This window comes from Frondihabitans cladoniiphilus (assembly GCF_039544345.1).
GTDB lineage: Bacteria > Actinomycetota > Actinomycetes > Actinomycetales > Microbacteriaceae > Frondihabitans > Frondihabitans cladoniiphilus.
The window spans coordinates 158935-183166 of record NZ_BAABLM010000005.1; the positions used below are offsets into that span (position 1 = coordinate 158935).

Here is a 24232-nt window from a genome sequence, read left to right on the forward strand (position 1 = left end):
CCGCCACCGCCCTACCGTCGGCGCATGTCGAACGCCGAAGCCGCCCCGCAGTTCGAGCCCGCTGCCGCCGCGCCCGCCGCGCCCGCGCAGCCCGCACCCGCCGCCGCCGCGCCCGCCGCCCCCGCATCCACCTGGACCACGCCGCTCGACGCCCTGGCCGCACCGCTCGTGGCCGACCTCGCCCGCGACTACGACGAGCGCTACGGCCTCAACGAGGGCATCCCGTCGTCGGCCGAGCTGTCGCGCTACCCCGCGGAGCTCTTCTCGCCCGCGAGGGGCGGGGCGTTCCTGATCCTCGAGTCGGACGGTGAGGCGCGCGCGGGCGGCGCGTTCATTCGGGTGGATGAGACCACGGCAGAGATGAAGCGGGTCTGGACGCATCCGGGCCACCGCCGCCGCGGCCTGGCGCGTCGAGTCATGACGGAACTGGAGGCGGAGGCACGGCGACGCGGCTACACGACCGCCCATCTCACGACGGGAGCGCGGCAGCCCGAGGCGGTCGGCCTCTACCTCGCTCTCGGCTACGAGCCGCTCTTCGACCTCGACGGCGACCTCGAGGAGATCAGTTACCTCCGATTCACCAAACACCTGGGAATCGAGCAATAGCACATGTAACATATTGAGATGCCTTTCCGCTCCTTCTGCCGTTTCATGGCCCTCATCGCAGCGGGGGCTGCGGGTGGGCTGTTCCTGGCGGTCGACGTCCTGCTCGCCTGCATGCTCGAGGTGCTCCTCCGCGCCGACGGTTCGTCCGACGTCACCGTCGTGGGAGTGATGGACCTCGGGTGGAACCCGGCTCAGGGGGCGTTCCTCGACCTGCATGCAGGCGCTTTCGTCATTGCAGCCGTCTTCTCCCTGGCCGGTGCGGCTGCGGGCGTGGCCTTGGTGCGGGCTCCGTCTCCCACGAGCCGCAGCCGGAGGAGGGGCGGCGGGGGCGAGTCGGTCGGGCCGCCCGTCGCATGTCCGATCGTGCCGACCTGCGGTCAGCGAGGGCGAGGGCGGTCGGCGTAGCGTCGACGCGGGCTGGGAGGTGCATCCCACGCCCCATCGATCCGAAGGAGACCCACGCAGTGACAGGCAGCCAGGCAGAATCCACCGACCCGAGCGACACGACCGGCGCACCCGCCCACGGCACTCGCGTGACCGTCCTCGGCCTCGGAATCATGGGGCAGGGAGTGGCCGACACTCTGCTGCGCGAGGGTTTCGCAGTCACGGTCTGGAACCGCTCGGCCCAGAAGGCCACGCCGTTCGCCGAGAAGGGCGCGACCGTCGCCTCGTCGCCGAGCGAGGCCGTCGAGAAGGCCGAGGTGGTGGTGTCGGTGCTCTTCGACGCCGATTCCGTCCTGGGCGTCCTCGACGAGGTCGCCGATGCCGTGCCCGCCGACGCGGTGTGGGTGCAGGCGAGCACGATCGGCCTCGAAGGCACGGCCCGAGTGGTCGACCGAGCGAAGGCTCAGGGCGTCGCATTGATCGAGGCGATGATGCTCGGCACGAAGGCTCCGGCCGAGACCGGCAAGCTCGTCATGCTGGCGGCTGGAGACGCGGGTCTCATCGCGAAGGCTCAGCCGGTGCTCGACGCCATGGGCAGCAAGACGGTGCTGGCCGGCCCCGCGGTCGGCAACGGCACGGCCCTGAAGCTCGCCGCCAACGCCTGGATCGCGAGCATCACTGCGGCCACCGCCCAGTCGATCGCTCTCACTCAGGCCCTCGGTCTCGACGGCGATCTCTTCCTGCAGGCGATCGACGGCGGTGCTTCCGACAGCCCCTATGCCCACACGAAGGGCAAGAGCATCCTCGATCGCGAGTTCCCGGCGTCGTTCGCGCTCGACGGCCTCCGCAAAGACCTCGGGCTCATCACCGAGGCGGCGTCGGGATCCGGTGTCGCCACCACGCTGCTCGACGCGCTTCGGGCCGCCTACGCGGACGCCTCCGAGCAGGGCCACGGCGGCGACGACATCGCCAGCGTGTACGAAGCGTTCACGGCCGACCGGGCCTGAGCGGCGGCGTGGCCGGGCATTCCCGGCGGCCACGCGCGAGGCAGCAGACAGGTGGGATGCACGCCCCGACTACAGCGCGACGACCCGCTTCTCGGCGTCGCTCCGGAACGCGGCCTCCACGATCCGGACGGTCTCGAACGCGTCCGGCCCCGTCACCGGCAGCCCCTCGCCCTGCTCCAGCGCCCGGACGAGCTGCTCGTAGTACCCGGCGTAGTCGCCCTGCGACGACGGCACGATCTCCGAACCCGAGGCGGTGACCAGCGTGCCCCAGTTCGCCTCGGCGTCGTAGCCCCACGTCTGGCGCGACGCGATGGGACGCAGCCCGTCGAACAGCGCGCGCGCCTGCACGTCGACGGTCTCGGCCTGGTACGAGCCCTCGTCGCCGATCACGCGCAGCTCGCGCCCAGCACCCCGCAGCAGCTTGTTCGTCTTGATGTGCGAGACGACGCCCGAGGTGTGCGTGAGCGAGACGAAGTAGCCCGTATCGACGTGTCCGGCCTCGCCGTCGTACCAGTCGATCTCGGCGAAGACGGAGTCGACCGGCCCGAACAGGAACACGGCCTGGTCGATGAAGTGCGTGCCCGTGTCGAGGAGGACCCCGCCCGATTGGCCGCCTCGCGCCGGCCCAGGCTCCCAGGCGTCGAGGCGCGACTCGAAGTGACGGACCTCGCCGAGTTTGCCAGTGGCGATCAGGTCGCGCACGGTGAGGATGTCGGCGTCCCACCGGCGGTTGTGGAAGACGCCCAGCGGCACGCCGGCTTCTTCGGCCAGGGCCATCAGGCCCCGGGCGGTCTCCGGGTCGAGGGCGAACGGCTTGTCGGTGATCACGGGCACGCCGCGCTCGATCGCGTGGCGGACCAGGTCCTCCTTGGAACCGGGCGGCGTGCTGATGACGACGGCGTCGACGCCCGAGTCGATCAGGGCGTCGAGGTCGTCGAAGACCGGGGTGCCGGGAAGATCCTGGGTGACTTCGGCTCGACGCGTCTCGGAGCGGACCACGACGCCGGCCAGCGTCGCGCCGATCGCCGCCTCGATGAACGGGGCGTGGAAGTAGCGGCCTCCGGTGCCGTAGCCGACGAGTCCGATGCGTGCCATGGGGTTCCTTCTCTCTGATGTGCCCTCTCGAGAGTAGTGGGCCATGTCAGAACAAACGAGAGCCGCAACGCGCGCGGGATGCCCGGCGTACCGTCGATGCATGGCTGACGACCTCGGTCCCCACGACCTCGACATCGATCTCGACACCGACGACCCGACCCCGCAGGCGCTCTATCGGTGGTTGCTCGCCAGCGTGCTCTTCGGTCGGCCCGTGCAGCAGAAGGTGGCCGCCGACACCTATCGGGTGCTGATCGACCACGGTCTGACCTCTCCCGCGAAGTTCGCCGAGGTGGGGCGCGAGAGACTGCGGGGGATGCTCGACGAGGGTTCCTACGCGCGGATCGACTACGTGATGGCCGACGAGTTGCACGAGGTGATGGGGCGGATCGACAGCGAGCACGGCTCCGTGAACCGTCTGGTCCGTGCATCCCCCGATCTGCCCGCTCTTCGCGACGCCCTCACGGCGTACAAGGGGGTCGGGCCGAAGACCGTCGAGATCTTCACCCGGTGGCTGCCGGAGGGGCTCGTCGGCAGCGAGGCGTGACTTCCGGTGCCGGGGTCTCCCGTCCGTGGCCCGCGCCGGTGATTGTCGGTGACCGGGGGTAGGGTTCCCGCGAGTGTCCGCGAACAGCGGGGTACAAAAGAGGGGTACGAGGGATGCGCGCATGACGACGGTCGACAAGGGGCGGATCGAGAGAGCCGTGTCCGAGATCCTGGCGGCGATCGGCGACGACCCCGAGCGCGCCGGTCTCGTCGACACCCCGCGGCGGGTGGCCGAGGCGTACGCCGAATTCTTCTCCGGCCTCTCCGTCGATGCGGCGGAGCTCATGGGCACGGCCGTCGTGCCCGCCGAACCCGGCCAGCTCGGCGAACTGGTCATCATCCGCGACATCGAGTTCCGCTCGATCTGCGAGCATCACCTCCTCCCGTTCCTCGGCCGCGCCCACGTCGCGTACGTGCCGGGCAGTCAGATCGTCGGTCTGGGGCGGATTCCCGGTCTCGTCGATGCGCTGGCCTCGCGCCCGCAACTGCAGGAGAAACTGGGCGAGGAGATCGCCGACGCCTTGGCCGCGGCGGTCGATCCCGCCGGTGTGCTCGTGGTCCTCGACGCCGTGCACGCTTGCGTGACGACTCGGGGCGCACGCCAGACGCAGAGCTCGACCGTCACCGTGGCGAGCCGTGGCTCCCTCGCCGATCCGGTGGCCCGCGCCGAGGCCATCACCCTCATCGGCCCGCTGGGCGGCGGGAACGCGGCGTGAGCGACGAGACCCTCGCGCACTCGGGTTTCGCGACGGGGCCGACCGGGTTCCTCCTGCCCGCCCTGCGGCATCCCGTCCGTACGATCGGCCGGCGCACCTTCGACTTCGATCGTCGGATCGCCGTCATGGCCATCGTCAACCGCACGCCCGACTCGTTCTTCGATCAGGGCGCGACGTTCGCCCTCGACCGCGCGGTCGAGGCCGCCGTCGCCGCGGCCGACGAGGGCGCCGACTGGGTCGACATCGGCGGGGTGCCGTTCCGCCCCGGCCCCGAGCTCCCCGTGGCCGACGAGATCGAGCGGGTCGTGCCGGTCGTCGCGAGCCTCGCGCAGCAGTCCGACGTCGTGATCTCCGTCGACACCTTCCGGCCGGAGGTGGCGGCTGCGGCCATCGCGGCGGGGGCCTCGGTGATCAACGACACCACGGGCATCCACGATCCGCGCCTCGCCGACGTGGTGGCCGACTCCGATGCCACGCTCGTGATCACGCACGCGCGAGCCGAGCCGCGCAAGCCGTTCCCGCATCCCACCTACTCCGACATCGGCGGCGAGGTGGCTGCCTTCCTCAGTGATCGGGTCGAGTTCGCCCTGTCGCGAGGGGTCCCCGAAGCGCGGATCGTCATCGACCCGGGGCACGACCTCAACAAGACGACCCGGCACACCCTCGAGTTGACGCGCCGGCTGCCCGAGATCACCGGCCTCGGACTCCCTGTTCTGGCAGCGGTCAGCAACAAGGACTTCATCGGCGAAGCCCTCGACCGGCCCAAGGAGGAGCGCCTGGCGGGCTCCATCGCTGCGGCGACGATGAGCGTGATGCTCGGAGCCCGCATCGTGCGGATGCACGCCCCACGCCCGGCCGTCGACGCGATGCGGCTCGTGGAGGCCGTCCTCGGCTGGCGCGATCCCGCCTACGAGAGGCACAACCTGTGAGCGACGACGGCATTCGACAGATCTTCCCCGCGCCGCTCGGCGACGGGCCCGGCCGCGACGGCCTCCTCGACGACGCCGCCCTGCTCGCCCTCTACGCGCCGGCCGATCGGACCACGCCGCGGGTCCGGGCGAACTTCGTGGCGAGCGTCGACGGCTCGGCCACGGCGTCCGGGGTGTCCGGCGCCCTCGGCGGGCCCGCCGACAAACGTGTCTTCGACCTGCTGCGCTGGCTGGCGGATGCGGTGCTGGTGGCTGTGGGGACGGTCCGCACCGAGGGCTACGGCGCGATGCGGCTCTCCGACGAGGCCGTGGCGTGGCGGGTCGCTCGGGGTCTGGCCGCGCATCCCCCGTTCGTCCTCGTCACCGGCAGCCTGAACCTCGACCCCCGGAGCGACGTGTTCGCGAAGGCGCCGGTGCGGCCGATCGTGCTGACCACGACGCAGGCCCCGGCCGATCGACGCGCCGCGCTGTCGCAGGTGGCCGACGTGATCGACTGCGGCGAGACCACCGTCGAGCCGGCCCGGGCCGTCGCCGAGCTGGCTGCACGCGGGCTGACTCAGATCCACACCGAAGGGGGGCCGGCGCTGCTCGGGTCGTTCATTGCAGCCGGTCTGCTCGACTCCCTCTGTCTGACCGTCTCGCCGACGCTCGAAGGCGGGGCAGGCCCGCGCATCACCCATCTCGCCCCCGGGGCGCCCCCGATCGATCTGCAGGCGATGCGCCTCGACCACGTGCTGGTCGCGGGTTCGATGCTGCTGACGCAGTACTCGCGCGTGCGCTGACCGCCGCCGCCGCCCGCCGCCCGTCGTCGCCAAGTGAGGAAATCCTGACTTCAAGTGAGGAGTTTCGGGGGCCGGCGGATCGTGGCTGAGGAGATGGAGGCTGCGGGTGTCCGTAATAAAGGAGTTCCTTCGCCAAAGTCCTCACCTGGTAACCGAGCCAGCCCGAGCCGGGCACCCGCCAGCCCGAGCCGGGCACCCGCCACCCCGAGCCGGGCACCCGCCCCCGCACCCGGCACCCGCCCCCCCCCCCGACGCACCCTCCCGCGCCGTGGCACCCCGAACCCGCCCGCCCAGGGAGAATGGACCCCGTGAGCATCGTCGAGTGGCTGAACCAGACCATACCCACCCTGCCGGCGACGCTGGTCGTGGCCGTGGCGGGCGTCGTGGCGCTGCTGGAGTCGGCACTGGCGCTCGCCGTCTTCATCCCGGCCGGTCCGGTCGTGATCGTGGCCGCCGCCGCTCTCGGCACGGTGCCGAGCATCCTCGCCCTCTTCGTCGCGGTCGTCGTCGGTCGTGTGCTCGGCGACCTGATCGCCTTCCGTTCCGGTCGACGGGCAGGGGGTGGGATGCGCAGCTCCCGCCTCGTCGAACGGCTCGGCGTCGCCCACTGGGACACGTCGGTCCGCGTGCTCGAGCGCCGCGGGCCCCTCGCCGCACTGCTGACGCGGCTCGTGCCGGTTCCCCGGGCGTTGGCGCCGACGGCGGCCGGAGCGACAGGGGTCGGGGTCGGGGCGTTCGTCCGTGCATCCCTCGTCTCCTCTCTCGCCTGGTCGGCCCTCTATGTGGCCCTCGGCGTGCTCGCGCGGGCATCGTTCCACGTCGCGAAGCCGTACCTCGGCATCGGCGGCTGGGGGGTCCTCCTCCTGCTCGTCGCGATCGGCATCGTGTACCTGATCGTGCGGACCCTCGTCGTGCGACTGCCCGACGGCGACCTCCGGCGGATCCTCGGCGACACCTCCGCCGCCGGCATGTCCCCGCACCCCGACGGGCCCGTCACGAGCCTGCGCGAACGCCTGTTCAGTGACGAGTGGCGCACCCTGCCGAACGTGATCTCGGCGGTGCGGATCCTCCTGTTGCCGGTCTTCGGGGTGCTGCTCGTGCTGCACGACTTCTGGGCGTCGATCATCGTGCTGCTGCTCGTCTTCGTCAGCGACTTCGCGGACGGCTTCATCGCGCGGCGCTTCCACCAGACCTCGGCGCTAGGGGCCTGGCTCGACCCGGTGGCGGACCGTCTGACGGTCGTCTTCGTGGTGGCCGCGTTCGCCGCCTCCGGCATCGTGCCCTGGCAGCTCGTCGTCATCCTGCTGATCCCCGACGTCCTGTCCGGCATCTGGGCCGTCGCGGCGTTCCACGGGGCGCCGGACGTCCGGGTCTCGAAGATCGGCAAGGTCCGGACCGCTCTGCTCTTCGTCGGCCTCTTCATGATGCTGTTCGGCGAGGCGGTGCCGGCGGCCGAGTGGTGGCTGGTCGGTTTCGGATTCGCGTTCTTCGTGCTCGGCACGGTCGGGCACTTCATGGCGATGACGCGGAACGCCCGCGGGCTCGTGACGTTGTGGACGCGGGCAGCCGTGGGGGAGCCGACCGCGCGGTAGTGGGTCGGGTGTGGGACCCACTCACCCACCCACCCCTGCGCGGACCTGCACCCCTGTCGCGCGTACCTGCACCTCCGTCGCGCGGAGCGGCACCTCCGCCGCGCGGAGCCGCACCCTCGTACCCGCTACCCACCCCCGGTCGACGGGGGTTCGCTGCGGAAAGCGGGGTGCGCGTCGTCCCCGGCCGGGCGCGCCGCACCGAGGCCGAGAGCGCGGGCCGAGAGTGGGGGATGCACGGCCCTGCGCCAGGTCCATCGGAACCGCATCGGCCGCATCCAGCCAACGGCAAGCCTCTCGCCGGAAGGTTGACGTGTCAGCGACTGAAGGTTGACGTGTCCGCGACCGAAGGGCCAGCCATGCGCGACGAGAACTCCGAGCCGAAGAGCAAGCGCGATGCGGGCCGCCGCCGCGCCCGCACCGTGACCGCGGCCGTCGGAGCAGCGGGGATCGCGATCACCGCGGTCTCGGGCGTCGTCGTCTGGAACGAGTCGAACGCCGCGAAGGCCGACGCCGCCAGCCGGTCCGAGTCGTCGACGTCGGGCTCGTCGACGTCGGGTACGAGCGGCACGGACTCGAGCAGCACAGGCTCGAGCAGCACGGACTCGAGCAGCACGGGCTCGAGCAGCACGGACTCGAGCGGCACGGGCACGAGCGACGGCAGCAGCTCGACGAGCACCGGCACGGACGACGGGACGTCGAGCGGCAGCACCAGCAGCACCGGCACGAGCACTGACGGTGGCACGAGCGCCGACAACGGCACCAGCTCCGGCAGCAGTTCGTCATCGGGCGGTGTGAGTACCGGGTCGGGCTCCTCCGACGCGACGTCGACAGGATCCTGAGCATGAGCGCGAGCACTGCCGCGCCCGAGGAGCGGCAACCCGCACCCGCACCCGCACCCGCACCCGCTGAACCCGCGGCGACCCCTGGTCGACGAGGGGTCGGCAGCGGGCACGAGGGTGCGGCTCCGCGCGACGAGGGTGCAACTCTGCGCGAGCGGGGTGCAGCCAGCCCGGCCACCCGCGTCGCCGGCAGCCCGGCCGGCATCCCGACCGACAACGGCGCACAGCCGCCCAGCATCGCGCGCACCGGAACCGCATCGGCACCTCACAGGTTCCCGACGGCTCAGGCCCCGGCTGCGGACAGGCGGCCCGGCGAGAGTGGCAGTCCGACGAACGGAAGGACGAGCACCATGAACCCGACCACGACGCCCCCCGACGCATCCCAGCCGGCCGAGCCGAGCATCCCCCGCTCCGCCTCGCGCACAGACCGCACAGACCGCACAGACAGCACAGACCGCACTGACCGCGCAGACCGCACTGACCGCACAGACCGCACAGACCGCACAGACCGCACAGACAGCACAGACCGCACTGACCGCGCAGACCGCACTGACCGCGCAGACCGCACCGACCGCGCAGACCGCACCACCGCGACCACCGCCCGCAGCACCGCGACCGCGCCCCGCACCACCGCGACCGCCGCCCGCACCCTCACGGCCGCCACCGACTGGAGCATCTGGAGCACCTCCGCCCGCCTCGTCGTCACCGACGCCGCCAAGCTCACCCGCGCCCGCCGCATCGCCGACCGGATCCTCGCCGACGTCGAAGGGGCGTGCAGCCGGTTCCGCCCGGACTCCGAGCTCAGCCGTCTCGGCGGCCGTGCCAGTGAGGGCGTCGAGGTGAGCGAGATGCTCGCCGCCCTGGTCGAGCGCGCCCTCGACGCTGCCGAGGCCACGCACGGCGACGTCGATCCGACCCTCGGCGGCGTACTCGACGGGTTGGGCTACGACGAGGGCGTGAGAATGCTCCCCCACCCGCAGCACGGAGACGAGGCCTCGTTCTCCCTCTCGGTCGCCACGCCTCGCGAACCGGGCTGGCGGAGGGTCTCCCTCACCGGGCGCCTCCTCACGGTCCCGGACGACCTCCGCCTCGACCTGGGAGCCACCGCCAAGGCCATCGCCGCCGACCTCTGCGCGCGGGCCATCGCCCTCGAGCTGCACTGCGGCGCTCTCGTGAGCCTCGGCGGCGACATCGCGACCGCCGGTGTCGCCCGCGACGGCGGCTGGCAGATCACCGTCCAGGACCTGCCCCACGACCCGCAGGCCTCCATCGCTCTGGCCGACGGCTATGCCATCGCGACCTCGTCCACCCAGAAGCGCCGGTGGATGCACGACGGCCGTCAGGTGCACCACATCCTCGACCCGCGGCTCGGCCTCCCGGTGCCGCCCGTGTGGCGAAGCGTGACCGTCGCCGCGACGAGCTGCCTCCGGGCGAACGTGCTTTCGACGGCCGCGATCGTCAAGGGTCGGCGTGCGACCGAGTGGCTCGCCTCGCAGGGGGAGTCGGCGATGCTCGTCGACACGCAGGGCCGCGTGGTCCTCGTGGGCGGCTGGCCGGAGTCGTCCGTCGACGAGCACCCTCGTCGCGAGCACCGGGCGGGCTGAGATGGACGAAGCGCTCTGGGCCGTCGGGCGAGGGACGGGTGTCGCGGCCCTCGTCCTGTTCACCGCGTCGGTCGTTCTCGGGATCATCACCCGCTCGGGCCGGCCGCTGCCGGGCCTCCCCCGCTTCTCGGTGACGCTGGTGCACCGCAACGTCTCGCTGGCGGCCTCGTTGTTCCTGGTCGTCCACGTCGTCACGCTCATGTTCGACCCGTACGCGCTGCTGAACCTGCTCGACGTCTTCGTGCCGTTCTTCGGCAGCTATCGGCCGGTCTGGCAGGGCCTCGGCACGGTCGCGTTCGACCTCCTGATCGTGATCGTGGTGACGAGCCTTCTGCGCAACCGCCTCGGCCCGCGGGTGTTCAAGGCGATCCACTGGCTGACCTATGCGATGTGGCCGATCGCTCTCGCGCACGCGATCGGCAACGGCACGAACGGCGTCGAGGGGTGGTTCCTGGTCCTCTCGGGCGTCTGTGTCCTCGCGGTCCTCGCGTCCTTCGGCTGGCGCCTCTCGTCGCGGTTCGTGGAGTTCCGCAGCGTCCGACTCGGGGAGATCTCGTGACCATGACCCAGACCATCCGCACCAGCGTCGCCGGCCCCTCCGGATCCCGCCGCCTGTTCGCGGCTCGCGACTCCTCGCTCGCCGCCCACCTCGAGCGCTTCGGGCCGATGCCCGGCGACTTCGACGAGGGGCACCTGATCGCCGAGGTCGAGGGCTCCGGGCTCGCAGGGCGCGGCGGGGCGGGCTTCCCCGCCTGGCGCAAGCTGATGGCGGCGTCCACCGCGTCGGCGGCGATCGCTTCGGCCACGTCCTCGCCGGCCGCGCGTCGTCTGGCGAAGGCCGGGGGACCGGTCGTGATCGCCAACGGCGCCGAGGGCGAGCCCCTCAGCCGCAAGGACGAGACCCTGCTCCGCGCTGCTCCGCACCTCGTGCTCGACGGCCTGCTGCTCGCGGCGGCGACCGTCCGAGCGACCGAGGTGTTCGTCTACACCACGGCCGCCTCGCTGCCCTCTGTCTCGAAGGCGATCGGCGAGCGGGGGGACGCGGCCCACGTCCGTCTCTTCCAAGCGCCCGAGACGTTCCTGTCCGGCGAGGCCACCGCCGTCGTCAACGCCATCGGCGGGGGTGCGGCGATCCCGCGCGACCACATCGCGCGGATGACGTCGCACGGCCCGTCGGTCGGCGGCCTCCGCGGGCGCCCGACCCTCGTGCAGAACGTCGAGACGCTCGCGCACCTCGCTCTGATCGCGCGGTTCGGGGCGACCTGGTTCCGGTCGATCGGCCGCGACGGCGAGACCGGCACCCGGCTCGTCTCGGTGAGCGGCGACGTGCCCTCGCCCCTGGTGTTCGAGACCGAGGCCGGAGCGCCGCTCTCGGACACCCTCCTTGCGGCCGGCGTCGTCCCCGATCAGCTCCGGGCGGTGCTCGTCGGCGGCTACCACGGGGCGTGGGTGCCCTCGGGAGAACTCCGGCGGCCTCTGTCGCGCGACTCGCTCGCCCCCTTCGGCGCCGCGCCCGGGGCGGGGATCCTGATGGCCCTCGGCACCGAGCGCTGCGGCCTCGAGGCTTCGGCCGAGATCGCGACCTACTTGGCCGGGCAGTCGGCGAAGCAGTGTGGCCCGTGCGCCAACGGGCTTCCCCGGCTGGCCGACGTGCTGCGGCGCCTGGCCGCCCGGGAGCAGACGCCTTGGCTACCGGCCGAAGTGGAGCGGCTGGCGCTGCTCGTGCAGGGCCGCGGCTCGTGCCACCACCCCGACGGGACCAGCCGGCTCGTCCTCTCGACGCTGACCGTGTTCGCCGCCGACGTCGCGCAGCACCTGCAGGGTCGCTGCGAGGTGCACGCGTGAGCCGCGCCGCAGGGCCCGGAGCGGCGATGCCCGGTGGGACGCTCCACATCGACTGGACGCTCTGCGACGGCCGGGGCCTCTGCACCGAACTGCTGCCCGAACTCCTCGATCGCGACGAGTGGGGGTACCCGCTGGCGGTGAACGGAGCGCGGGATGCCCGGTCCGACGTCCTCGTGCCCGCGGCTCTCACCGCCGACGCTCGCCAGGCCGTCGCGCTGTGCCCTCGGGCGGCGTTGCGCTTGCTCCCGCCGACGTGACGCGAGCCGTGCATCCCACCGTCTCTGAGCGCGGCCCGCGCCGAGGGGTCTACCGTCCACCGGACACACGACCGTCTGGGAGGACGTCATGAAACCACGCTTCATCGTCATCGCGATCATCGCGTTCATCGCCTACGTCTTCGGGGCCAAGGCGGGCACGTCTCGCTACAGGGAGATCACCGGCGCCTTCAGCTCGGTCTGGAACGACCCCAAGGTGAAGAAGGCCCGCAAGCAGGCGGCCAAGGACGTCGCCAAGGGCCGCAAAGTCGCCGCGAAGAAGGCCAAGCGCAAGTTCGGCTGAACGACCGGCCCCCGCCCATCCGCCACTGTGCACACGACAGCGGCACGAACCCACCGCCGAGGCGAGGTGTTCGTGCCGCTGTCGTGTGTTCGAGACGCGTGCGCCCGAGGGGCCCGCTCAGATCAGGTCGAGCGACACCGCCCAGAGCCGCTCGGCCGACTCGGGGTCGAGCGCGTACGACTTGACGCCACGCCCGGGCTTGGCGTCGTCGAACGGTTCGGCCTCGTTGGCGTCCTCGAAGTAGCGGCCCGTCACGCCGTCGACGAGCGGTGACCCGGCCAGCAGCGTCGACGTCGAAGCGCCCTCGGCCGGAGTCTTGAACGCTGGGTTCTGCGTGCCGTCCTCGTCGACCCAGCCGCGCTTCGTGAACTCGGCCGGGTCCATGTGGCGCTGCAGGTTGGTCATGATGCCGCCGGGGTGGACGGCGTTGGCCGTGATGCCGTCATCGGCCCACTTCTGGCCGACACCCACCGCGAAGAGCACGTTGGCCGTCTTCGACTGGCCGTACCCGAGCCACGGGTTGTACTCGCGGCGCTCGAAGGCGAGGTCGTCGAAGACCACGTCGGAGGTGTGGTGCCCGGTCGACGACAGCGAGACGATGCGGGCGCCGTCGGCTTCGGCGAGTGCGTCGTGCAGGGCGAGCGCCAGCGCGAAGTGGCCGAGGTGGTTGTTGGCGAACTGCAGCTCGTAGCCCTCGGGGGTGCGGGTCAGCGGCGTCGCCATGATGCCGGCGTTGTTCACGAGGATGTGCAGGGGCCCCGTCCACTCCTCGCCGAACGCCGTCAGCGTGCCGCGCTCGGACAGGTCGAGGTACTTCGCGTCGACGAGAGACGAGCCGGTGGATGCACGGATCTCCGCCACGGCGGAGGTGCCGGCTTCGAGGTTCCGCACCCCCAGCGTCACCTCTGCCCCGGCCCCGGCGAGGGCGCGGGCGGTCTCGATGCCGATGCCGGAGGCTCCGCCCGTGACGAGGGCGCGCTTACCGGTGAGATCGACCCCCTCGAGGACGTCGGCGGCGGGGGTGTGGGCTCCGAACGGGGTGGTGAGTCGTGTCATGCCGTCGACGCTACTCACCTCAGGTGACACGCCGTCGCCGCGCGTCCGAAACACCCCCGCAACACCCGGGCCCTAGGTTCAACACATGGGAGACCTCTTCGACGGCTACGCCGGCGCCACGAGCCGCGCGACACGTCGGCCCGGCAGGGACCCGTGGGACGAGATGTTCCGCGGACCGAACTCGCCGCGGGACATGTATCGCGAGATCCACACCACCCTCATGAGCATGACGCAGGACGAACTGCGCGGACGGACGGCGGCGCTCGCCGACTCCTATCTGGCGCAGGGCGTCACGTTCGACTTCGCGGGCGAGGAACGGCCGTTCCCGCTCGACGCGGTGCCGCGGGTGATCGAGCAGGCGGAGTGGCAGGGCGTCGAGAAGGGCGTCAAGCAGCGGGTGCGGGCGCTCGAGGCCTTCCTCGCCGACATCTACGGGCCGCAGCGTGCCGTGGCCGACGGCGTGATCCCCGCGGCACTCATCACCTCGTCGCACCACTTCCACCGGCAGGCGGCCGGCATCGACCCGGCGAACGGCGTGCGGATCCAGGTCTCCGGCATCGACCTGATCCGCGACGAGGCCGGCGCCTGGCGGGTGCTCGAAGACAACGTGCGCGTGCCCAGCGGCGTGAGTTACGTCATCTCGAACCGCCGAGTCATGGCCCAGACCCTGCCGGAGCTGTTCGTCTCGATGCGGGTCCGCCCGGTCGGCGACTACCCGAACCGTCTGCTGCACGCCCTCCGCAAGAGCGCCCCGGTCGGCGTGGAGGATCCCACCGTCGTGGTCCTCACTCCCGGCGTCTTCAACTCGGCCTACTACGAGCACACGCTGCTGGCACGGCTCATGGGCGTCGAACTCGTCGAGGGCCGCGACCTCTACTGCTCCGGCGGCCGGGTGTGGATGCGCACCACGGCCGGCCCGCAGCGCGTCGACGTGATCTACCGCCGTGTCGACGACGAGTTCCTCGACCCGCTGCAGTTCCGCGCCGACTCGGTGCTCGGCTCGCCCGGCCTGCTGATGGCTGCGCGCCTCGGCGCCGTGACCATCGCCAACGCGGTGGGCAACGGCGTCGCCGACGACAAGCTCGTCTACACCTACCTGCCCGACCTGATCCGCTACTACCTCAGCGAGGAGCCGCTCCTCCCGAACGTCGACACCTGGCGTCTGGAAGATCCCGGAGCCCTCGAGGAGGTCCTGGACCGCCTCGACGAGCTCGTCGTGAAGCCGGTCGACGGATCCGGCGGCAAGGGTCTCGTCGTCGGTCCGGACGCTTCGCGCAAAGAGCTCGACGCCCTGCGCATCACCCTGCAGAAGGACCCTCGCGGGTGGATCGCCCAGCCCGTCGTGCAGCTCTCCACGATCCCCACGCTCGTCGACGACGGTCTCCGGCCGCGTCACGCCGACCTCCGCCCGTTCGCGGTCAACGACGGCGACGACATCTGGGTCCTGCCCGGCGGCCTCACCCGGGTCGCGCTGCCGGAAGGCCAGCTCGTCGTCAACTCGAGCCAGGGTGGCGGGTCGAAGGACACCTGGGTCGTCGGTGTCGACGCCGGCACCTGGATGTCCGGCCAGAACGTGTCCGCCCTCGTCTCCGAGCAGGCCACCCCGACCCAGTCGATCCCGATCATCGCCAGCGAGCACGTGCCCGACCAGTCGCCCTACGACGGCCCGCAGCAGGACCAGCAGTCGCAGCAGCAGCAGGAACAGATCGTCGGTCCCAAGCAGGGCGTCACCACGCGCGCCACGCGCCAGCAGGAGCAACAGCAGCAACAGACGGAAGGCCTCTCATGCTGAGTCGCATCGCCGAGAGCCTCTTCTGGATCGGCCGCTACATCGAGCGCGCCGACGGCACCGCCCGCATCCTCGACGTCCACCTGCAGCTTCTCCTGGAGGATCCGTGGATCGAGGAGGACGCCGCCTGCCGCTCGCTCCTGAGCGTCATGGGCAGCGAGGCGCCCGACGACACCGAGATCACTCGCGCCGACGTGCTCTCGATGCTCGCCGTCGACCGCCACAACCCCGCCTCCATCGCCTACTCGCTCGGGGCCGCGCGCGAGAACGCCCGGCGTGCTCGCGAGATCGTGTCGACCGAGCTCTGGGAGTGCCTCAACACCACCCGCGCCCGGATGCCCCGCAAGGTGTCGAGCGACAAGGTGCACGAGTTCTTCGCCTGGGTGCGCGAGCGCAGCGCGCTTGCCGTCGGCATCATCGAGTCGGCCACGAGTCGTGACGAGGTCTGGCAGTTCTTCACCCTCGGCCGCAGCATCGAGCGCGCCGACATGACCGCGCGACTGCTCGCCACCCGCACGCTGACCGAGGCGTCCGGGCCCTCGTGGACGACGATCCTCCGCAGTGTCGGCGCCTACGAGGCCTACCTCCGCACCTACCGCGGCGTGCCGAGCGCCCGCAACGCCGCCGAGTTCCTCCTGCTCGACCGGCTGTTCCCGCGCTCGGTGCTCTTCGCTATCACCCGAGCCGAGTCGTGCCTTCGCGAGGTCGAGCCGCACACGGCGCGCACGTCGTCGTCCGACGCCGGAGTGCGTATCCTCGGCCAGATGCGCAGCGAGCTCGAGTACAAGCCGATCCAGGAGATCCTCGACGACCTGCCGACGCACATGGACGCCGTGCAGTCCGCCACCTCGGCCGCGTCGGAGGCGATCCGCCAGCGGTACTTCCCGACCTCGGCCGCACCGACCTGGGTGGGGGAGCGCTCGTGAGCCGCCTCCGCATCCGCCACGTCACCGGCTTCCAGTACGAGGGCGAGGCGAAGGCCAGCTACAACGAGGCGAGGATGCTCCCCGCGAGCACCGAGAACCAGTTCGTCCTCTCGTCCAACCTCCGTATCGAGCCGAACTCGGGCGCGCACGAGTACCTCGACTACTGGGGCACCCGCGTCTCGTCCTTCGAGGTGCTGCAGCCGCATCGGCAGCTCTCGCTGACCGCGACGTCGCTCATCGAGGTCCGGTCGGCCCCGCACCCCGAGCATTCGTTCGGGTGGGACGACCTCGCCCGGGAGGTCACCCGCCGGGCCGAGTTCGTCGAACAGCTCGAGCAGACCCCGCTCACCGCACCGCCCGCCGAGGTCGTCGAGTTCGCTCGCGAGGCCGCTGCCTCGGCGGCGTCCCCCTGCGCCGCAGCCCTGCGCATCTGCGAGCTGGTGGGCGAGCAGGTGCAGTACCTCCGCGGCGTCACGAACGTGAAGTCCACTGCGGCCGAGGCGTGGGAGGCGAAGGCCGGCGTCTGCCAGGACATCGCGCACATCACCCTCGGCGCCCTTCGGGCCGTGGGGATCCCGGCCCGCTACGTCAGCGGCTACCTGCACCCGAAGCCGACCGCCGAGCTCCGCGAGACCATCGTGGGCGAGTCGCACGCCTGGGTCGAGTACTTCTGCGGCTCGTGGAACGGCTACGACCCCACCAACCTCATCGACATCGGGGAGCGGCACGTGGTCGTCGGGCACGGCCGCGACTACAACGACGTGCCGCCGCTGCGCGGGGTCTACGGCGGGTCGAAGACCTCGAAGCTGTTCGTCACGGTGGAGATCACGCGGGAGGCGTAGGGGCCTCCCGCGCGGCGGCCGCTCAGCGCTCCGACTGCGACCAGAATAAATATACGTAATTTGCATTAAGTATGTGAGTCCAACTAGTTTGAAGGCCTGCTCAAGCAGTCATCAAGGAGGATTCGACATGCGTTTTTCATTCAGGTCCACGGCCGTTCTTGCCCTCGCCGGTGCGTTGACGGCGGGTGGCCTTCGTGCCACACCGGCGGCCGAGGCGGCGTCAGCTCAAGGAGAGCCTCAGAGGGCTGACCACACCCTCATCACAGATCGACAGGTCCACGACGCGATCGTCGAAGCGCGTGATCTCGGATACGTCGTTTCCGAGACGACGACCTCAGGGGGTGTGCCGACGGCCACTATCGATCTGGGAGAGGGATTCACGTTCGACCTGACGGACACCTCGGGCCCCTCGGGCTACCTGTCGGCGGGTTCTGACGGCTACGGAAAGTACGTGGCCTTCAACTCGTTCGATCAGGGGGCCATCATTTCTGGTTCCGGCTGGGCCCTTTCCGCCGGTCTTTGTGCTCTCAGCGCGGGAACCTTCTGCGTGGTGGTCGGCGCCCTCATGACCGCGGCTACCTACGCGGTCTCCGTAAACGGCCTCCGATGCGGCAACAAGGCGATGCGTGTCTATCCCTTCAGTGGCCACGCGCCCCGGTGCGCATAGGCCGATGAGCGCCAAGATCCTGTCCTGGTGGCCCGTCCCGGCCGTGGTCAGCCTCGCCGGAATCGCCGCGGGGAACGCCTTGGCGGTCTTGGGGTCAACCGGTCCGCAGGTTCTCGTGGGCAGGCTCGTCGTGGCGGCGACTGTGCTCGGGGGGAGTATCTGGACGGGATGGGCCATTCGGCAGCGACGGCGCCGCCGCTCCTGAGGCGGCGGCCGCTCAGCGGGCGGGGCGGCCGGGCTTCAGGGGCTGCGTCGCCTCGAGCGCCGCCGCCTCACGGCGAGAGACGGTGGGATGCCCGGCCCGGGCTCCACGCTCGGCAGCACGCCGGGCATCCTCGCGATCCTGCGCTTCGATCCAGTACTGCGCCAGAGCGGCGAGCGCCACCACGAATCCGGTCAGGACCAGCGCGACGCCGATCATCAGGAGGCCCACCACGACGTAGTCGAGGTCGCCGGAGGCGATGCGCGACTCGAGGTGGTCGAGACGTGACGCCGACCCGAAGGCGAGACCCGAGCCCACCACGATCAGGGCGGCTGCGGCGATGGCCGTGGCGGTGGCTCTGCGCATCGGGGCGCTCCTCTTCGACGGGCCGTCCGTCTCGTCGTCGAGCCGGGTTCCGTCGTCGGGGGAACTGTACCGCCGCCGCGCAGAAGGGGTACCCCTCGTCGCAGAACGGGGTACCCCTCGTCGTCTCCTAGGATTCGGGCATGAACGGGAGACGGAGCCGTACCGCAGCATGGGCGACTGCTGCGGCTGCCCTGTGCGTGGCAGGCCTCGTCGGGCTCGGCGCCTGCTCGAGGACCCCTGCCGGGCATCCCGCGCTCGCCCTTCCGCCCACGTCGGGCGCCTTCGACTACCAGCTCGGCGGCGCCTACCCGCCCGCGGCCGGAGTGACCGTCGTGTCGCGCGACAGCACGGACGAGCCCGCGAAGGGCGTCTACTCGATCTGCTACGTCAACGGGTTCCAGACGCAGCCGGGGGTGGCCTGGCCCAGCGAGCTGTACCTGCACACGGCGGACGGCGCGCCGCTCGTGGACCCGGGCTGGCCCGACGAGCACCTGCTCGACATCTCGACGGCGGCGAAGCGCGAGGCGGAGGCGAGGATGCAGGGCCAGACGATCCGGCGCTGCAAGACGGCCGGTTTCCGTGCCGTCGAATTCGACAACCTCGACTCGTACACCCGCTCGAAGGGGGCGCTGAGCGAGGCCGACGCCATCGCCTTCGCGAAGCTGCTCGTCTCGGCCGCGCATGACGAGGGCCTCGCCGCAGCGCAGAAGAACACCGACCAGTTGGGCGCCCGCGGTAAGACGGAGATCGGCTTCGACTTCGCGGTCGCCGAGGAGTGCGACCGGTTCGACGAATGCGGCGACTACACGAAGGTCTATGGCGCGCACGTGCTCGACGTCGAGTACCCGGACGATCTGCGGGGGACCTTCGCCGAGGTCTGCGGCCGGAAGGGAACGCCCGCACTCACGATCCTCCGCGACCGCGATCTGGTGCCTCGCGGCGCCGATGGTTACGTCTACCGGAGCTGCTGACGGCTGCTGCCCCCTGCTGACGGCCGGGTGAGTGTCCGCGGATGGCTGATGGCGGTGCGTTCGCATCAGCCATTCGTGGACACTCAGCGACTCTCGGCGGAGACGACGACGAGATCGGGGCGGCGGGTGCGAGCAGGAGGCGGGGCGGAAGCTACTGCCGCGCCAGGGTCTCCTGCGTCTCGAGCTCGGCCGCCACGACCTCGCGCTGCACGGCGATGGACTCGGTGGCGGGCATGCCGTCGCCGTCGTGGCGCACGTGGAAGTGCAGCCCCTGGTCGTGCCGCAGGCGGAGGTGCTGACGACGGACGAGCCACAGGATCGCGACCCCGGCCGCGACGAACCCGGCCGCTGAGCCGACGCCGATCGCCTCGCGCGGGCCGAACGTGCTGGCGACCCAGCCGACGATGGGGGCGCCGATGGGGGTGCCGCCCGTGAAGATCGCCATGTAGAGCGCCATCACGCGGCCGCGCATCTCGGGGGCGGCGCCGAGCTGTACCGTGCCGTTGGCCGTCGTCATCAGCGTGATCGACGAGAAGCCGACCGCGATGAGCACGAGGGCGAAGCTCCAGTAGCTCGGCATCAGGGCCGCGACGGCGCAGGTCACGCCGAACGAGATCGAGGCCATGACGAGGATGCGCATCCGCGGTCGTTCGCGCCGGGCCGACAGCAGGGCGCCCACCAGCGAGCCCACGGCCACCGCCGACGTGAGCAGGCCGAAGCCGCTCGACCCCACGTGGAACGCCTGCGTCGCCATGGTGGAGGTGAAGATCGGGAAGTTCATGCCGAAGGTGCCGATGATGAAGATCATCACGAAGACGACGACGAGGTCGGGGCGGCCCTTGACGTATCGGAAGCCCTCCTTGATCTGACCCTTGGCGCGGACCACCTTGGGCTTGTACTGGAGCTCTTTGACCCGGATGAAGCGGAGCGACGTCAGCACCGCGAGGAAGGAGGCGGCGTTGATGAGGAAGACGGGGCCCGTGCCGACCACGGCGATCAGCACGCCGGCGACCGCGGGGCCGATCAGCCGGGCGCCGTTGAACGACGCCGAGTTGAGCGACACCGCGTTCGACAACTGCTTCGGTGGGACGAGCTCGGAGACGAAGCTCTGTCGGATCGGGGCGTCGATGGCCTGCACGATGCCGAGGGCCAGCGCGAACGCCCAGACCATCCAGAGCTGGACGACCCCGGTGACGACGAGGATGCCGAGGAACAGACCCAGACCGCCCAGGAGCGCCTGCGTCAGCATCAGCATGCGGCGGCGGTCGTAGCGGTCGGCGATGAGCCCGGTGATCGGGATCATCAGGATCGGCGGGAGGAACTGCAGTGCCATGGTGACGCCGAGCGCGGTCGCGTTGTTGTGGGTCAGGTGCGTCAGCACGAGCCAGTCTTGAGCGGTCGACTGCATCCACGTGCCGGTGTTGGAGACGAGCGCCCCGCCGAACCACAGCCGGTAGTTGTGCAGCTTGAGCGACGAGAACATGGCGCTCATCAGCGGGCCAACTCTCGGAGGATGCGGGTGGCGTCGGCGAGCACGCGGCGTTCGTCGGCGGAGAGCTTGGCCAGGCGAGGGACGAGCCACTCGTCGCGACGCCTGCGCGTCTCGAGCACGAACGACGCCCCCTCCTCCGTCGTGGAGAGCACGACGCGGCGTTTGTCGTCGTCGTCGCTGCCGCGCTCGAGGAAGCCGAGGTCGACGAGCTTGGCCACCGTCTTGTTCATCGACGGGGGAGTCACGCCCTCGTGCTCGGTGAGGGCGCCGATGGTGAGGGGTTGGTTCTGGAAGACGTAGCCGAGGGCGGCCATCTGCGCGTCGCTGACGCCCGTGTCGGCCTTCTGTTGCCGCAGTCGGCGCGAGAGACGGAGGACGCCCTGGCGGACGTCGCTGGCCAGTTGGGCGTGGGGGATCGTGCGCAAGGCTCCGGTCGTGGCTGTGTCTGTCATCGATGGTTAGCCTAACAAATTAGTTTGGCTAACTAAAGAGCGACGGTGTACCTTGGGAGAAGAACAACACATGTTCCGTAACTTGAGAAAGAAGTACAGCAATGAGCAGGTTCGACAACAAGGTCGCCATCGTCACCGGCGGCGGCTCCGGCATCGGCGAGGGCATCTCCAAGCAGCTCGCCTCCGAGGGCGCCTCCGTGGTCGTCACGGACATCGACCTCGAAGCGGCCCAGCGCGTCGTCGACGAGATCGTCGCCGCCGGCGGCAAGGCCTCCGCCTTCACGCAGAACACCGCGAAGGCCGAAGACAGCAAGGCTGCCGTCGAGTTCGCCCAGAAGACCTACGGCGCCCTGCACCTCGCCGTGAACAACGCCGGCATCGGCGCCCCCGCCGCCACCATCGGCGACTACGACCTCGCCGCGTGGGACCGCGTCGTCGGCATCGACCTCAGCGGTGTCTTCTACGGCCTCCACTACCAGCTGCCCGCCATCGTCGCGGCCGGCGGCGGCGCCGTCGTCAACATGAGCAGTGTGCTCGGTGCCGTCGGCATCGCCGAGAACGCCGCCTACGTCTCCTCGAAGCACGCCCTCATCGGCCTCACCAAGGTCGCAGCCCTCGAGTACACGGCCAAGGGCGTCCGCACGAACGCGGTCGGCCCGGGCTTCATCGACACCCCGCTCGTCCGCAAGATGATGAGCACCGAGGCCATCACGGCCCTCGAGGCCGAGCACGCCTCCAAGCGTCTCGGAACGAACCAGGAGGTCGCGGCCCTCACGCTGTTCCTGCTCAGCGACGAGGCGTCGTTCACCACGGGGTCGTACCACCTCGTCGACGGTGGGTACTCCGCTCACTAGACCCGAGCATCCCGCGCGCTGCTGCTGCCGCTCGCGCACCGCGCGGTTCGGACCCTCGCGTGCGGCGAACGATCCTGTCCGCGGACTGGATCGCTCGCCGCACGCGAGGGTCCTCGCCGTCAGCGGGTGCGTGCGTCACAATCAGGCATGGCCACCACCTCCGTCGTCCGCGATGACGCGACCTTCGTCGACGCGCACGGCGTCACCATCCACTACTACGTCTGGCACGCCGCTGCCGCCGCGACCGATGCCCCACCCCGCGGCGTGGTCCAGATCGCGCACGGCGTCGGCGAGTACGCCCTTCGCTACGACGAGCTCGCACGGAAGCTCGTCGCGGCCGGGTATGTCGTGTACGCCGACGACCACCGCGGCCACGGCCGGACGGGCGTCGGGCAGTGGGGGGAGGGCTCCGGCCGCCTCGGACACCTCGGCGAGGGCGGCCTGCGGGCGACGGTGGATGCCCTGCTCCGGTTGACGGCGATCGCGAGGCGCGAGCATCCCACGCTGCCCCTGATCATGCTCGGGCACTCGTGGGGGTCGCTCATGACGCAGATGCTCGTGAACCACCACGCGGACGCCTACGACGGCGTCGTGCTGACCGGCACCGCCTACCGCGTGCCCGGCTCGATGAACGGCGGCGACCTCAACAAGCGGCACGCCCACCTCGGCACGACTGGCTTCGAGTGGCTGAGCCGCGATCCGGCCGTGGCTGCCGCGATGTCGGTGGACCCGCTGGTCGTCGAGGCCTCCGTGCTGAAACTCTTCGGACTGCGGGATGCCCTGCGGCTGTACGGCCGCCCCGCTCGTGAGCTGTCCCGCGACGTGCCGCTGCTCATCATGGTCGGAAGCGACGACCCGCTCGGCGGCACCCGGAGTGCCGAGAAGTTGGCGAACGCCTACCTGCGCCGCAGCGGCCTGACCGATGTCGAGCTGATCGTCTACGAGGGTGCGCGTCACGAGGTCTTCAACGAGACGAACCGCGACGAGGTGGTCGCGGACCTGGTGGCTTGGTTGGATGCGCGGTTCGCTGCGTCTGCCGCTTCCGCCTGACCTGGCTGCCTCGGCTGCGGAAGGTGGTCCTCCAGGTCAAAAGCCGACCGCCCGTAGGGGGTGGTCGGCTCTTGAGAAGGAGTCAATGTTGGCGAGTGCCTAGCTGAAGCCGATGTTGATGCAGCGGGCAATCGTGCCGCCTGTTAGACCAGCCTGGGCGGCGATACAAGGGGCGCAAAGAACTGCCGTTGCGCAGGCGACGCTGCACGCGACACTGATGACCGCGACCAAGGCCCAATTGATGCCCGCATTGTTTAGGCAGTTCTTGAATTTGGTCCAGTTCATCCCATACGGGCTCGGGGACGTGGACGACGAGGTGCCGTCGGAGTCCTGGCTCATGATGACATTCTTGGTCTGGACATGGTCTTGCCACATGGAGAACGCCACTCGGGAGTCGCTTGTCATGCCCGCCACCATTTCAACGACCGCGACATCGTCCGGCGTAACGACGAACGTGAGGTTCGTTACTTCGGGAAGGTTTGTTCCCGAAAGAGGCACGGTCAAGACCTGGGTTGATCCGATTTGAACGGCGGAGGCTGACTCAAAGTCAGGCAGAAGACCACTTTCGACGCGGACCTGGCGTGCCCGAGTGGATTCGACAAGGGCCTCAACTGCGCTGCGGCCCAGGGCTGTCGATTCTTCGGCGAATACGGCTACCTCCCGAAGCTTGCTTTCGACGGCAGGTCCAGTCGTCATCGCGGCGATCATCCGCGGAGCTTCGGCGTGACGCGGACTCGCGTGGCTTGGGGTCGCGTCAACGAGGGTTCCTGCTACTAGGGCCCCTGAGACGAACAATACGCCAAAAATAAGGAGTCGCCGGCGATGGGTGGTCAAGCCTGGGGCCTTCCCGGACTCGCGTAGCTCGCGCCGGCCCAGATAGACAAGCGCCGCAGCGAGGACGGCGAAAGCGCTGACCCAGAGCGCGATCGCGGCACCCTGCAGGCTCGGCACGAAGGAACAAGCGATGAGTGCGCTCGCAGCGGTTGGGACTGCGGCCAGCCACCGGTGTCGGAAGGGAGCGGCGACAAGTTTCATGGTGCCTCCATTGGCATCGAAATGAATATG

At 70.4% G+C, this 24232-nt stretch carries 27 protein-coding genes; 20 read left to right on the plus strand and 7 right to left on the minus strand.

The features are described from left to right. Nucleotides 1-24: 24 nt before the first annotated feature. Genes ABEA39_RS12725 through ABEA39_RS12735 form a run of 3 tightly spaced genes read left to right on the plus strand, consistent with a single transcriptional unit; the run spans nucleotide 25 to nucleotide 1997 of the window. Nucleotides 25-606 (plus strand): GNAT family N-acetyltransferase, encoded by a 582-nt coding sequence (locus tag ABEA39_RS12725; protein WP_345376277.1) that lies wholly within the window; start codon nucleotides 25-27, stop codon nucleotides 604-606. An 18-nt stretch (nucleotides 607-624) separates the two neighbouring features. Continuing rightward, nucleotides 625-1011: a hypothetical protein gene (locus ABEA39_RS12730; protein WP_345376278.1), complete on the plus strand. Its 387-nt coding sequence runs from the start codon at nucleotides 625-627 to the stop codon at nucleotides 1009-1011. Nucleotides 1012-1070: 59 nt separating this feature from the next. Next, nucleotides 1071-1997: an NAD(P)-dependent oxidoreductase gene (locus ABEA39_RS12735; RefSeq protein WP_345376279.1), complete on the plus strand. Its 927-nt coding sequence runs from the start codon at nucleotides 1071-1073 to the stop codon at nucleotides 1995-1997. A 69-nt stretch (nucleotides 1998-2066) separates the two neighbouring features. Here the strand turns inward: ABEA39_RS12735 and ABEA39_RS12740 are convergent, their stop codons facing one another. Next, nucleotides 2067-3092 (minus strand): Gfo/Idh/MocA family oxidoreductase, encoded by a 1026-nt coding sequence (locus ABEA39_RS12740; protein WP_345376280.1) that lies wholly within the window; start codon nucleotides 3090-3092, stop codon nucleotides 2067-2069. A gap of 100 nt (nucleotides 3093-3192) precedes the next feature. Between ABEA39_RS12740 and ABEA39_RS12745 the strand changes: the two genes are divergently transcribed. From ABEA39_RS12745 to ABEA39_RS12765, 5 genes are all read left to right on the plus strand, one after another. Then, complete coding sequence (locus ABEA39_RS12745; protein WP_345376281.1) at nucleotides 3193-3636, plus strand: HhH-GDP family DNA glycosylase; 444 nt, start codon at nucleotides 3193-3195, stop codon at nucleotides 3634-3636. A 121-nt stretch (nucleotides 3637-3757) separates the two neighbouring features. Beyond that, a complete protein-coding gene (gene folE / locus ABEA39_RS12750) occupies nucleotides 3758-4351 on the plus strand; it encodes a GTP cyclohydrolase I FolE (RefSeq protein ID WP_345376282.1) in 594 nt (197 codons plus the stop codon). Next, complete coding sequence (gene folP / locus ABEA39_RS12755) at nucleotides 4348-5280, plus strand: dihydropteroate synthase (protein ID WP_345376283.1); 933 nt, start codon at nucleotides 4348-4350, stop codon at nucleotides 5278-5280. The genes folE and folP overlap by 4 nt, the downstream gene beginning before the upstream one ends. Continuing rightward, nucleotides 5277-6062: a pyrimidine reductase family protein gene (locus ABEA39_RS12760; protein WP_345376284.1), complete on the plus strand. Its 786-nt coding sequence runs from the start codon at nucleotides 5277-5279 to the stop codon at nucleotides 6060-6062. Before folP ends, ABEA39_RS12760 begins: the two co-directional genes overlap by 4 nt. Before the next feature lie 308 nt (nucleotides 6063-6370). Next, nucleotides 6371-7654 (plus strand): CDP-alcohol phosphatidyltransferase family protein, encoded by a 1284-nt coding sequence (locus ABEA39_RS12765; RefSeq protein WP_345376285.1) that lies wholly within the window; start codon nucleotides 6371-6373, stop codon nucleotides 7652-7654. A gap of 313 nt (nucleotides 7655-7967) precedes the next feature. Here the strand turns inward: ABEA39_RS12765 and ABEA39_RS12770 are convergent, their stop codons facing one another. Continuing rightward, nucleotides 7968-8396, minus strand: a complete 429-nt coding sequence (locus ABEA39_RS12770; protein ID WP_345376286.1) for a hypothetical protein — start codon at nucleotides 8394-8396, stop codon at nucleotides 7968-7970. Nucleotides 8397-8843: 447 nt separating this feature from the next. Between ABEA39_RS12770 and ABEA39_RS12775 the strand changes: the two genes are divergently transcribed. The 5 genes from ABEA39_RS12775 (at nucleotide 8844) to ABEA39_RS12795 (ending at nucleotide 12500) form a co-directional block, all read left to right on the plus strand. Continuing rightward, a complete protein-coding gene (locus ABEA39_RS12775) occupies nucleotides 8844-10097 on the plus strand; it encodes an FAD:protein FMN transferase (protein ID WP_345376287.1) in 1254 nt (417 codons plus the stop codon). A 1-nt stretch (nucleotide 10098) separates the two neighbouring features. Beyond that, nucleotides 10099-10656: a ferric reductase-like transmembrane domain-containing protein gene (locus tag ABEA39_RS12780; protein WP_345376288.1), complete on the plus strand. Its 558-nt coding sequence runs from the start codon at nucleotides 10099-10101 to the stop codon at nucleotides 10654-10656. A 2-nt stretch (nucleotides 10657-10658) separates the two neighbouring features. After that, entirely contained in the window at nucleotides 10659-11942 is a 1284-nt protein-coding gene (locus tag ABEA39_RS12785; protein ID WP_345376590.1) for an NADH-ubiquinone oxidoreductase-F iron-sulfur binding region domain-containing protein, read from the plus strand. Beyond that, nucleotides 11939-12199 carry a ferredoxin gene (locus ABEA39_RS12790; RefSeq protein ID WP_345376289.1) on the plus strand — a complete coding sequence of 87 codons (261 nt, stop codon included), beginning with the start codon at nucleotides 11939-11941 and terminating at the stop codon, nucleotides 12197-12199. Before ABEA39_RS12785 ends, ABEA39_RS12790 begins: the two co-directional genes overlap by 4 nt. Nucleotides 12200-12287: 88 nt before the next feature. Beyond that, nucleotides 12288-12500, plus strand: coding sequence for a hypothetical protein (locus tag ABEA39_RS12795; protein ID WP_345376290.1), 213 nt, complete (start codon nucleotides 12288-12290; stop codon nucleotides 12498-12500). Nucleotides 12501-12617: 117 nt separating this feature from the next. On the opposite strand, the gene ABEA39_RS12800 is transcribed toward ABEA39_RS12795, so the two are convergent. Beyond that, on the minus strand, nucleotides 12618-13556 hold the full coding sequence (locus tag ABEA39_RS12800; RefSeq protein WP_345376291.1) for an SDR family NAD(P)-dependent oxidoreductase: 939 nt from the start codon (nucleotides 13554-13556) through the stop codon (nucleotides 12618-12620). Nucleotides 13557-13641: 85 nt separating this feature from the next. On the opposite strand from ABEA39_RS12800, the gene ABEA39_RS12805 reads away from it, so the two are divergent. From ABEA39_RS12805 to ABEA39_RS12820, 4 genes are all read left to right on the plus strand, one after another. Beyond that, nucleotides 13642-15348, plus strand: a complete 1707-nt coding sequence (locus tag ABEA39_RS12805) for a circularly permuted type 2 ATP-grasp protein (protein WP_345376292.1) — start codon at nucleotides 13642-13644, stop codon at nucleotides 15346-15348. Beyond that, on the plus strand, nucleotides 15342-16271 hold the full coding sequence (locus ABEA39_RS12810; protein ID WP_345376293.1) for an alpha-E domain-containing protein: 930 nt from the start codon (nucleotides 15342-15344) through the stop codon (nucleotides 16269-16271). The genes ABEA39_RS12805 and ABEA39_RS12810 overlap by 7 nt, the downstream gene beginning before the upstream one ends. Next, on the plus strand, nucleotides 16268-17113 hold the full coding sequence (locus ABEA39_RS12815) for a transglutaminase family protein (RefSeq protein WP_345376294.1): 846 nt from the start codon (nucleotides 16268-16270) through the stop codon (nucleotides 17111-17113). The genes ABEA39_RS12810 and ABEA39_RS12815 overlap by 4 nt, the downstream gene beginning before the upstream one ends. Before the next feature lie 127 nt (nucleotides 17114-17240). Further along, complete coding sequence (locus ABEA39_RS12820) at nucleotides 17241-17780, plus strand: hypothetical protein (protein WP_345376295.1); 540 nt, start codon at nucleotides 17241-17243, stop codon at nucleotides 17778-17780. Nucleotides 17781-17997: 217 nt separating this feature from the next. Here the strand turns inward: ABEA39_RS12820 and ABEA39_RS12825 are convergent, their stop codons facing one another. Then, nucleotides 17998-18348 (minus strand): hypothetical protein, encoded by a 351-nt coding sequence (locus tag ABEA39_RS12825; protein WP_345376296.1) that lies wholly within the window; start codon nucleotides 18346-18348, stop codon nucleotides 17998-18000. Nucleotides 18349-18488: 140 nt separating this feature from the next. On the opposite strand from ABEA39_RS12825, the gene ABEA39_RS12830 reads away from it, so the two are divergent. Beyond that, nucleotides 18489-19319 (plus strand): endo alpha-1,4 polygalactosaminidase, encoded by an 831-nt coding sequence (locus ABEA39_RS12830; protein ID WP_345376297.1) that lies wholly within the window; start codon nucleotides 18489-18491, stop codon nucleotides 19317-19319. Between the two features lie 151 nt (nucleotides 19320-19470). Here ABEA39_RS12830 and ABEA39_RS12835 read toward each other — a convergent pair whose 3' ends face one another. Together ABEA39_RS12835 and ABEA39_RS12840 are read right to left on the minus strand one after the other, a co-directional pair. Then, the gene (locus ABEA39_RS12835) at nucleotides 19471-20811 is read right to left on the minus strand and encodes an MFS transporter (protein WP_345376298.1); all 1341 of its coding nucleotides are present in this window, start codon (nucleotides 20809-20811) and stop codon (nucleotides 19471-19473) included. Continuing rightward, complete coding sequence (locus ABEA39_RS12840; RefSeq protein WP_345376300.1) at nucleotides 20811-21263, minus strand: MarR family winged helix-turn-helix transcriptional regulator; 453 nt, start codon at nucleotides 21261-21263, stop codon at nucleotides 20811-20813. Before ABEA39_RS12840 ends, ABEA39_RS12835 begins: the two co-directional genes overlap by 1 nt. 101 nt (nucleotides 21264-21364) lie before the next feature. Here ABEA39_RS12840 and ABEA39_RS12845 point away from each other — a divergent pair, with 101 nt between their 5' ends. Next, nucleotides 21365-22117, plus strand: coding sequence for an SDR family NAD(P)-dependent oxidoreductase (locus ABEA39_RS12845; RefSeq protein ID WP_345376301.1), 753 nt, complete (start codon nucleotides 21365-21367; stop codon nucleotides 22115-22117). A gap of 147 nt (nucleotides 22118-22264) precedes the next feature. Next, complete coding sequence (locus ABEA39_RS12850; RefSeq protein ID WP_345376302.1) at nucleotides 22265-23167, plus strand: alpha/beta hydrolase; 903 nt, start codon at nucleotides 22265-22267, stop codon at nucleotides 23165-23167. Nucleotides 23168-23266: 99 nt separating this feature from the next. Here ABEA39_RS12850 and ABEA39_RS12855 read toward each other — a convergent pair whose 3' ends face one another. Then, nucleotides 23267-24202 carry a hypothetical protein gene (locus ABEA39_RS12855; RefSeq protein ID WP_345376303.1) on the minus strand — a complete coding sequence of 312 codons (936 nt, stop codon included), beginning with the start codon at nucleotides 24200-24202 and terminating at the stop codon, nucleotides 23267-23269. Nucleotides 24203-24232: the final 30 nt, after the last annotated feature.

Excerpts from the sequence above, each read along its gene's own strand:
- ABEA39_RS12725 (WP_345376277.1), top strand. The coding sequence starts at position 25 with ATGTCGAACGCCGAAGCCGCCCCGCAGTTCGAGCCCGCTGCCGCCGCG.
- ABEA39_RS12730 (WP_345376278.1), top strand. The coding sequence starts at position 625 with ATGCCTTTCCGCTCCTTCTGCCGTTTCATGGCCCTCATCGCAGCGGGG.
- ABEA39_RS12740 (WP_345376280.1), bottom strand. The coding sequence starts at position 3,092 with ATGGCACGCATCGGACTCGTCGGCTACGGCACCGGAGGCCGCTACTTC.
- ABEA39_RS12745 (WP_345376281.1), top strand. The coding sequence starts at position 3,193 with ATGGCTGACGACCTCGGTCCCCACGACCTCGACATCGATCTCGACACC.
- folE (WP_345376282.1), top strand. The coding sequence starts at position 3,758 with ATGACGACGGTCGACAAGGGGCGGATCGAGAGAGCCGTGTCCGAGATC.
- ABEA39_RS12775 (WP_345376287.1), top strand. The coding sequence starts at position 8,844 with ATGAACCCGACCACGACGCCCCCCGACGCATCCCAGCCGGCCGAGCCG.
- ABEA39_RS12780 (WP_345376288.1), top strand. The coding sequence starts at position 10,099 with ATGGACGAAGCGCTCTGGGCCGTCGGGCGAGGGACGGGTGTCGCGGCC.
- ABEA39_RS12785 (WP_345376590.1), top strand. The coding sequence starts at position 10,659 with ATGACCCAGACCATCCGCACCAGCGTCGCCGGCCCCTCCGGATCCCGC.
- ABEA39_RS12795 (WP_345376290.1), top strand. The coding sequence starts at position 12,288 with ATGAAACCACGCTTCATCGTCATCGCGATCATCGCGTTCATCGCCTAC.
- ABEA39_RS12800 (WP_345376291.1), bottom strand. The coding sequence starts at position 13,556 with ATGACACGACTCACCACCCCGTTCGGAGCCCACACCCCCGCCGCCGAC.
- ABEA39_RS12805 (WP_345376292.1), top strand. The coding sequence starts at position 13,642 with ATGGGAGACCTCTTCGACGGCTACGCCGGCGCCACGAGCCGCGCGACA.
- ABEA39_RS12810 (WP_345376293.1), top strand. The coding sequence starts at position 15,342 with ATGCTGAGTCGCATCGCCGAGAGCCTCTTCTGGATCGGCCGCTACATC.
- ABEA39_RS12820 (WP_345376295.1), top strand. The coding sequence starts at position 17,241 with ATGCGTTTTTCATTCAGGTCCACGGCCGTTCTTGCCCTCGCCGGTGCG.
- ABEA39_RS12825 (WP_345376296.1), bottom strand. The coding sequence starts at position 18,348 with ATGCGCAGAGCCACCGCCACGGCCATCGCCGCAGCCGCCCTGATCGTG.
- ABEA39_RS12830 (WP_345376297.1), top strand. The coding sequence starts at position 18,489 with ATGAACGGGAGACGGAGCCGTACCGCAGCATGGGCGACTGCTGCGGCT.
- ABEA39_RS12835 (WP_345376298.1), bottom strand. The coding sequence starts at position 20,811 with ATGAGCGCCATGTTCTCGTCGCTCAAGCTGCACAACTACCGGCTGTGG.
- ABEA39_RS12840 (WP_345376300.1), bottom strand. The coding sequence starts at position 21,263 with ATGACAGACACAGCCACGACCGGAGCCTTGCGCACGATCCCCCACGCC.
- ABEA39_RS12845 (WP_345376301.1), top strand. The coding sequence starts at position 21,365 with ATGAGCAGGTTCGACAACAAGGTCGCCATCGTCACCGGCGGCGGCTCC.
- ABEA39_RS12850 (WP_345376302.1), top strand. The coding sequence starts at position 22,265 with ATGGCCACCACCTCCGTCGTCCGCGATGACGCGACCTTCGTCGACGCG.
- ABEA39_RS12855 (WP_345376303.1), bottom strand. The coding sequence starts at position 24,202 with ATGAAACTTGTCGCCGCTCCCTTCCGACACCGGTGGCTGGCCGCAGTC.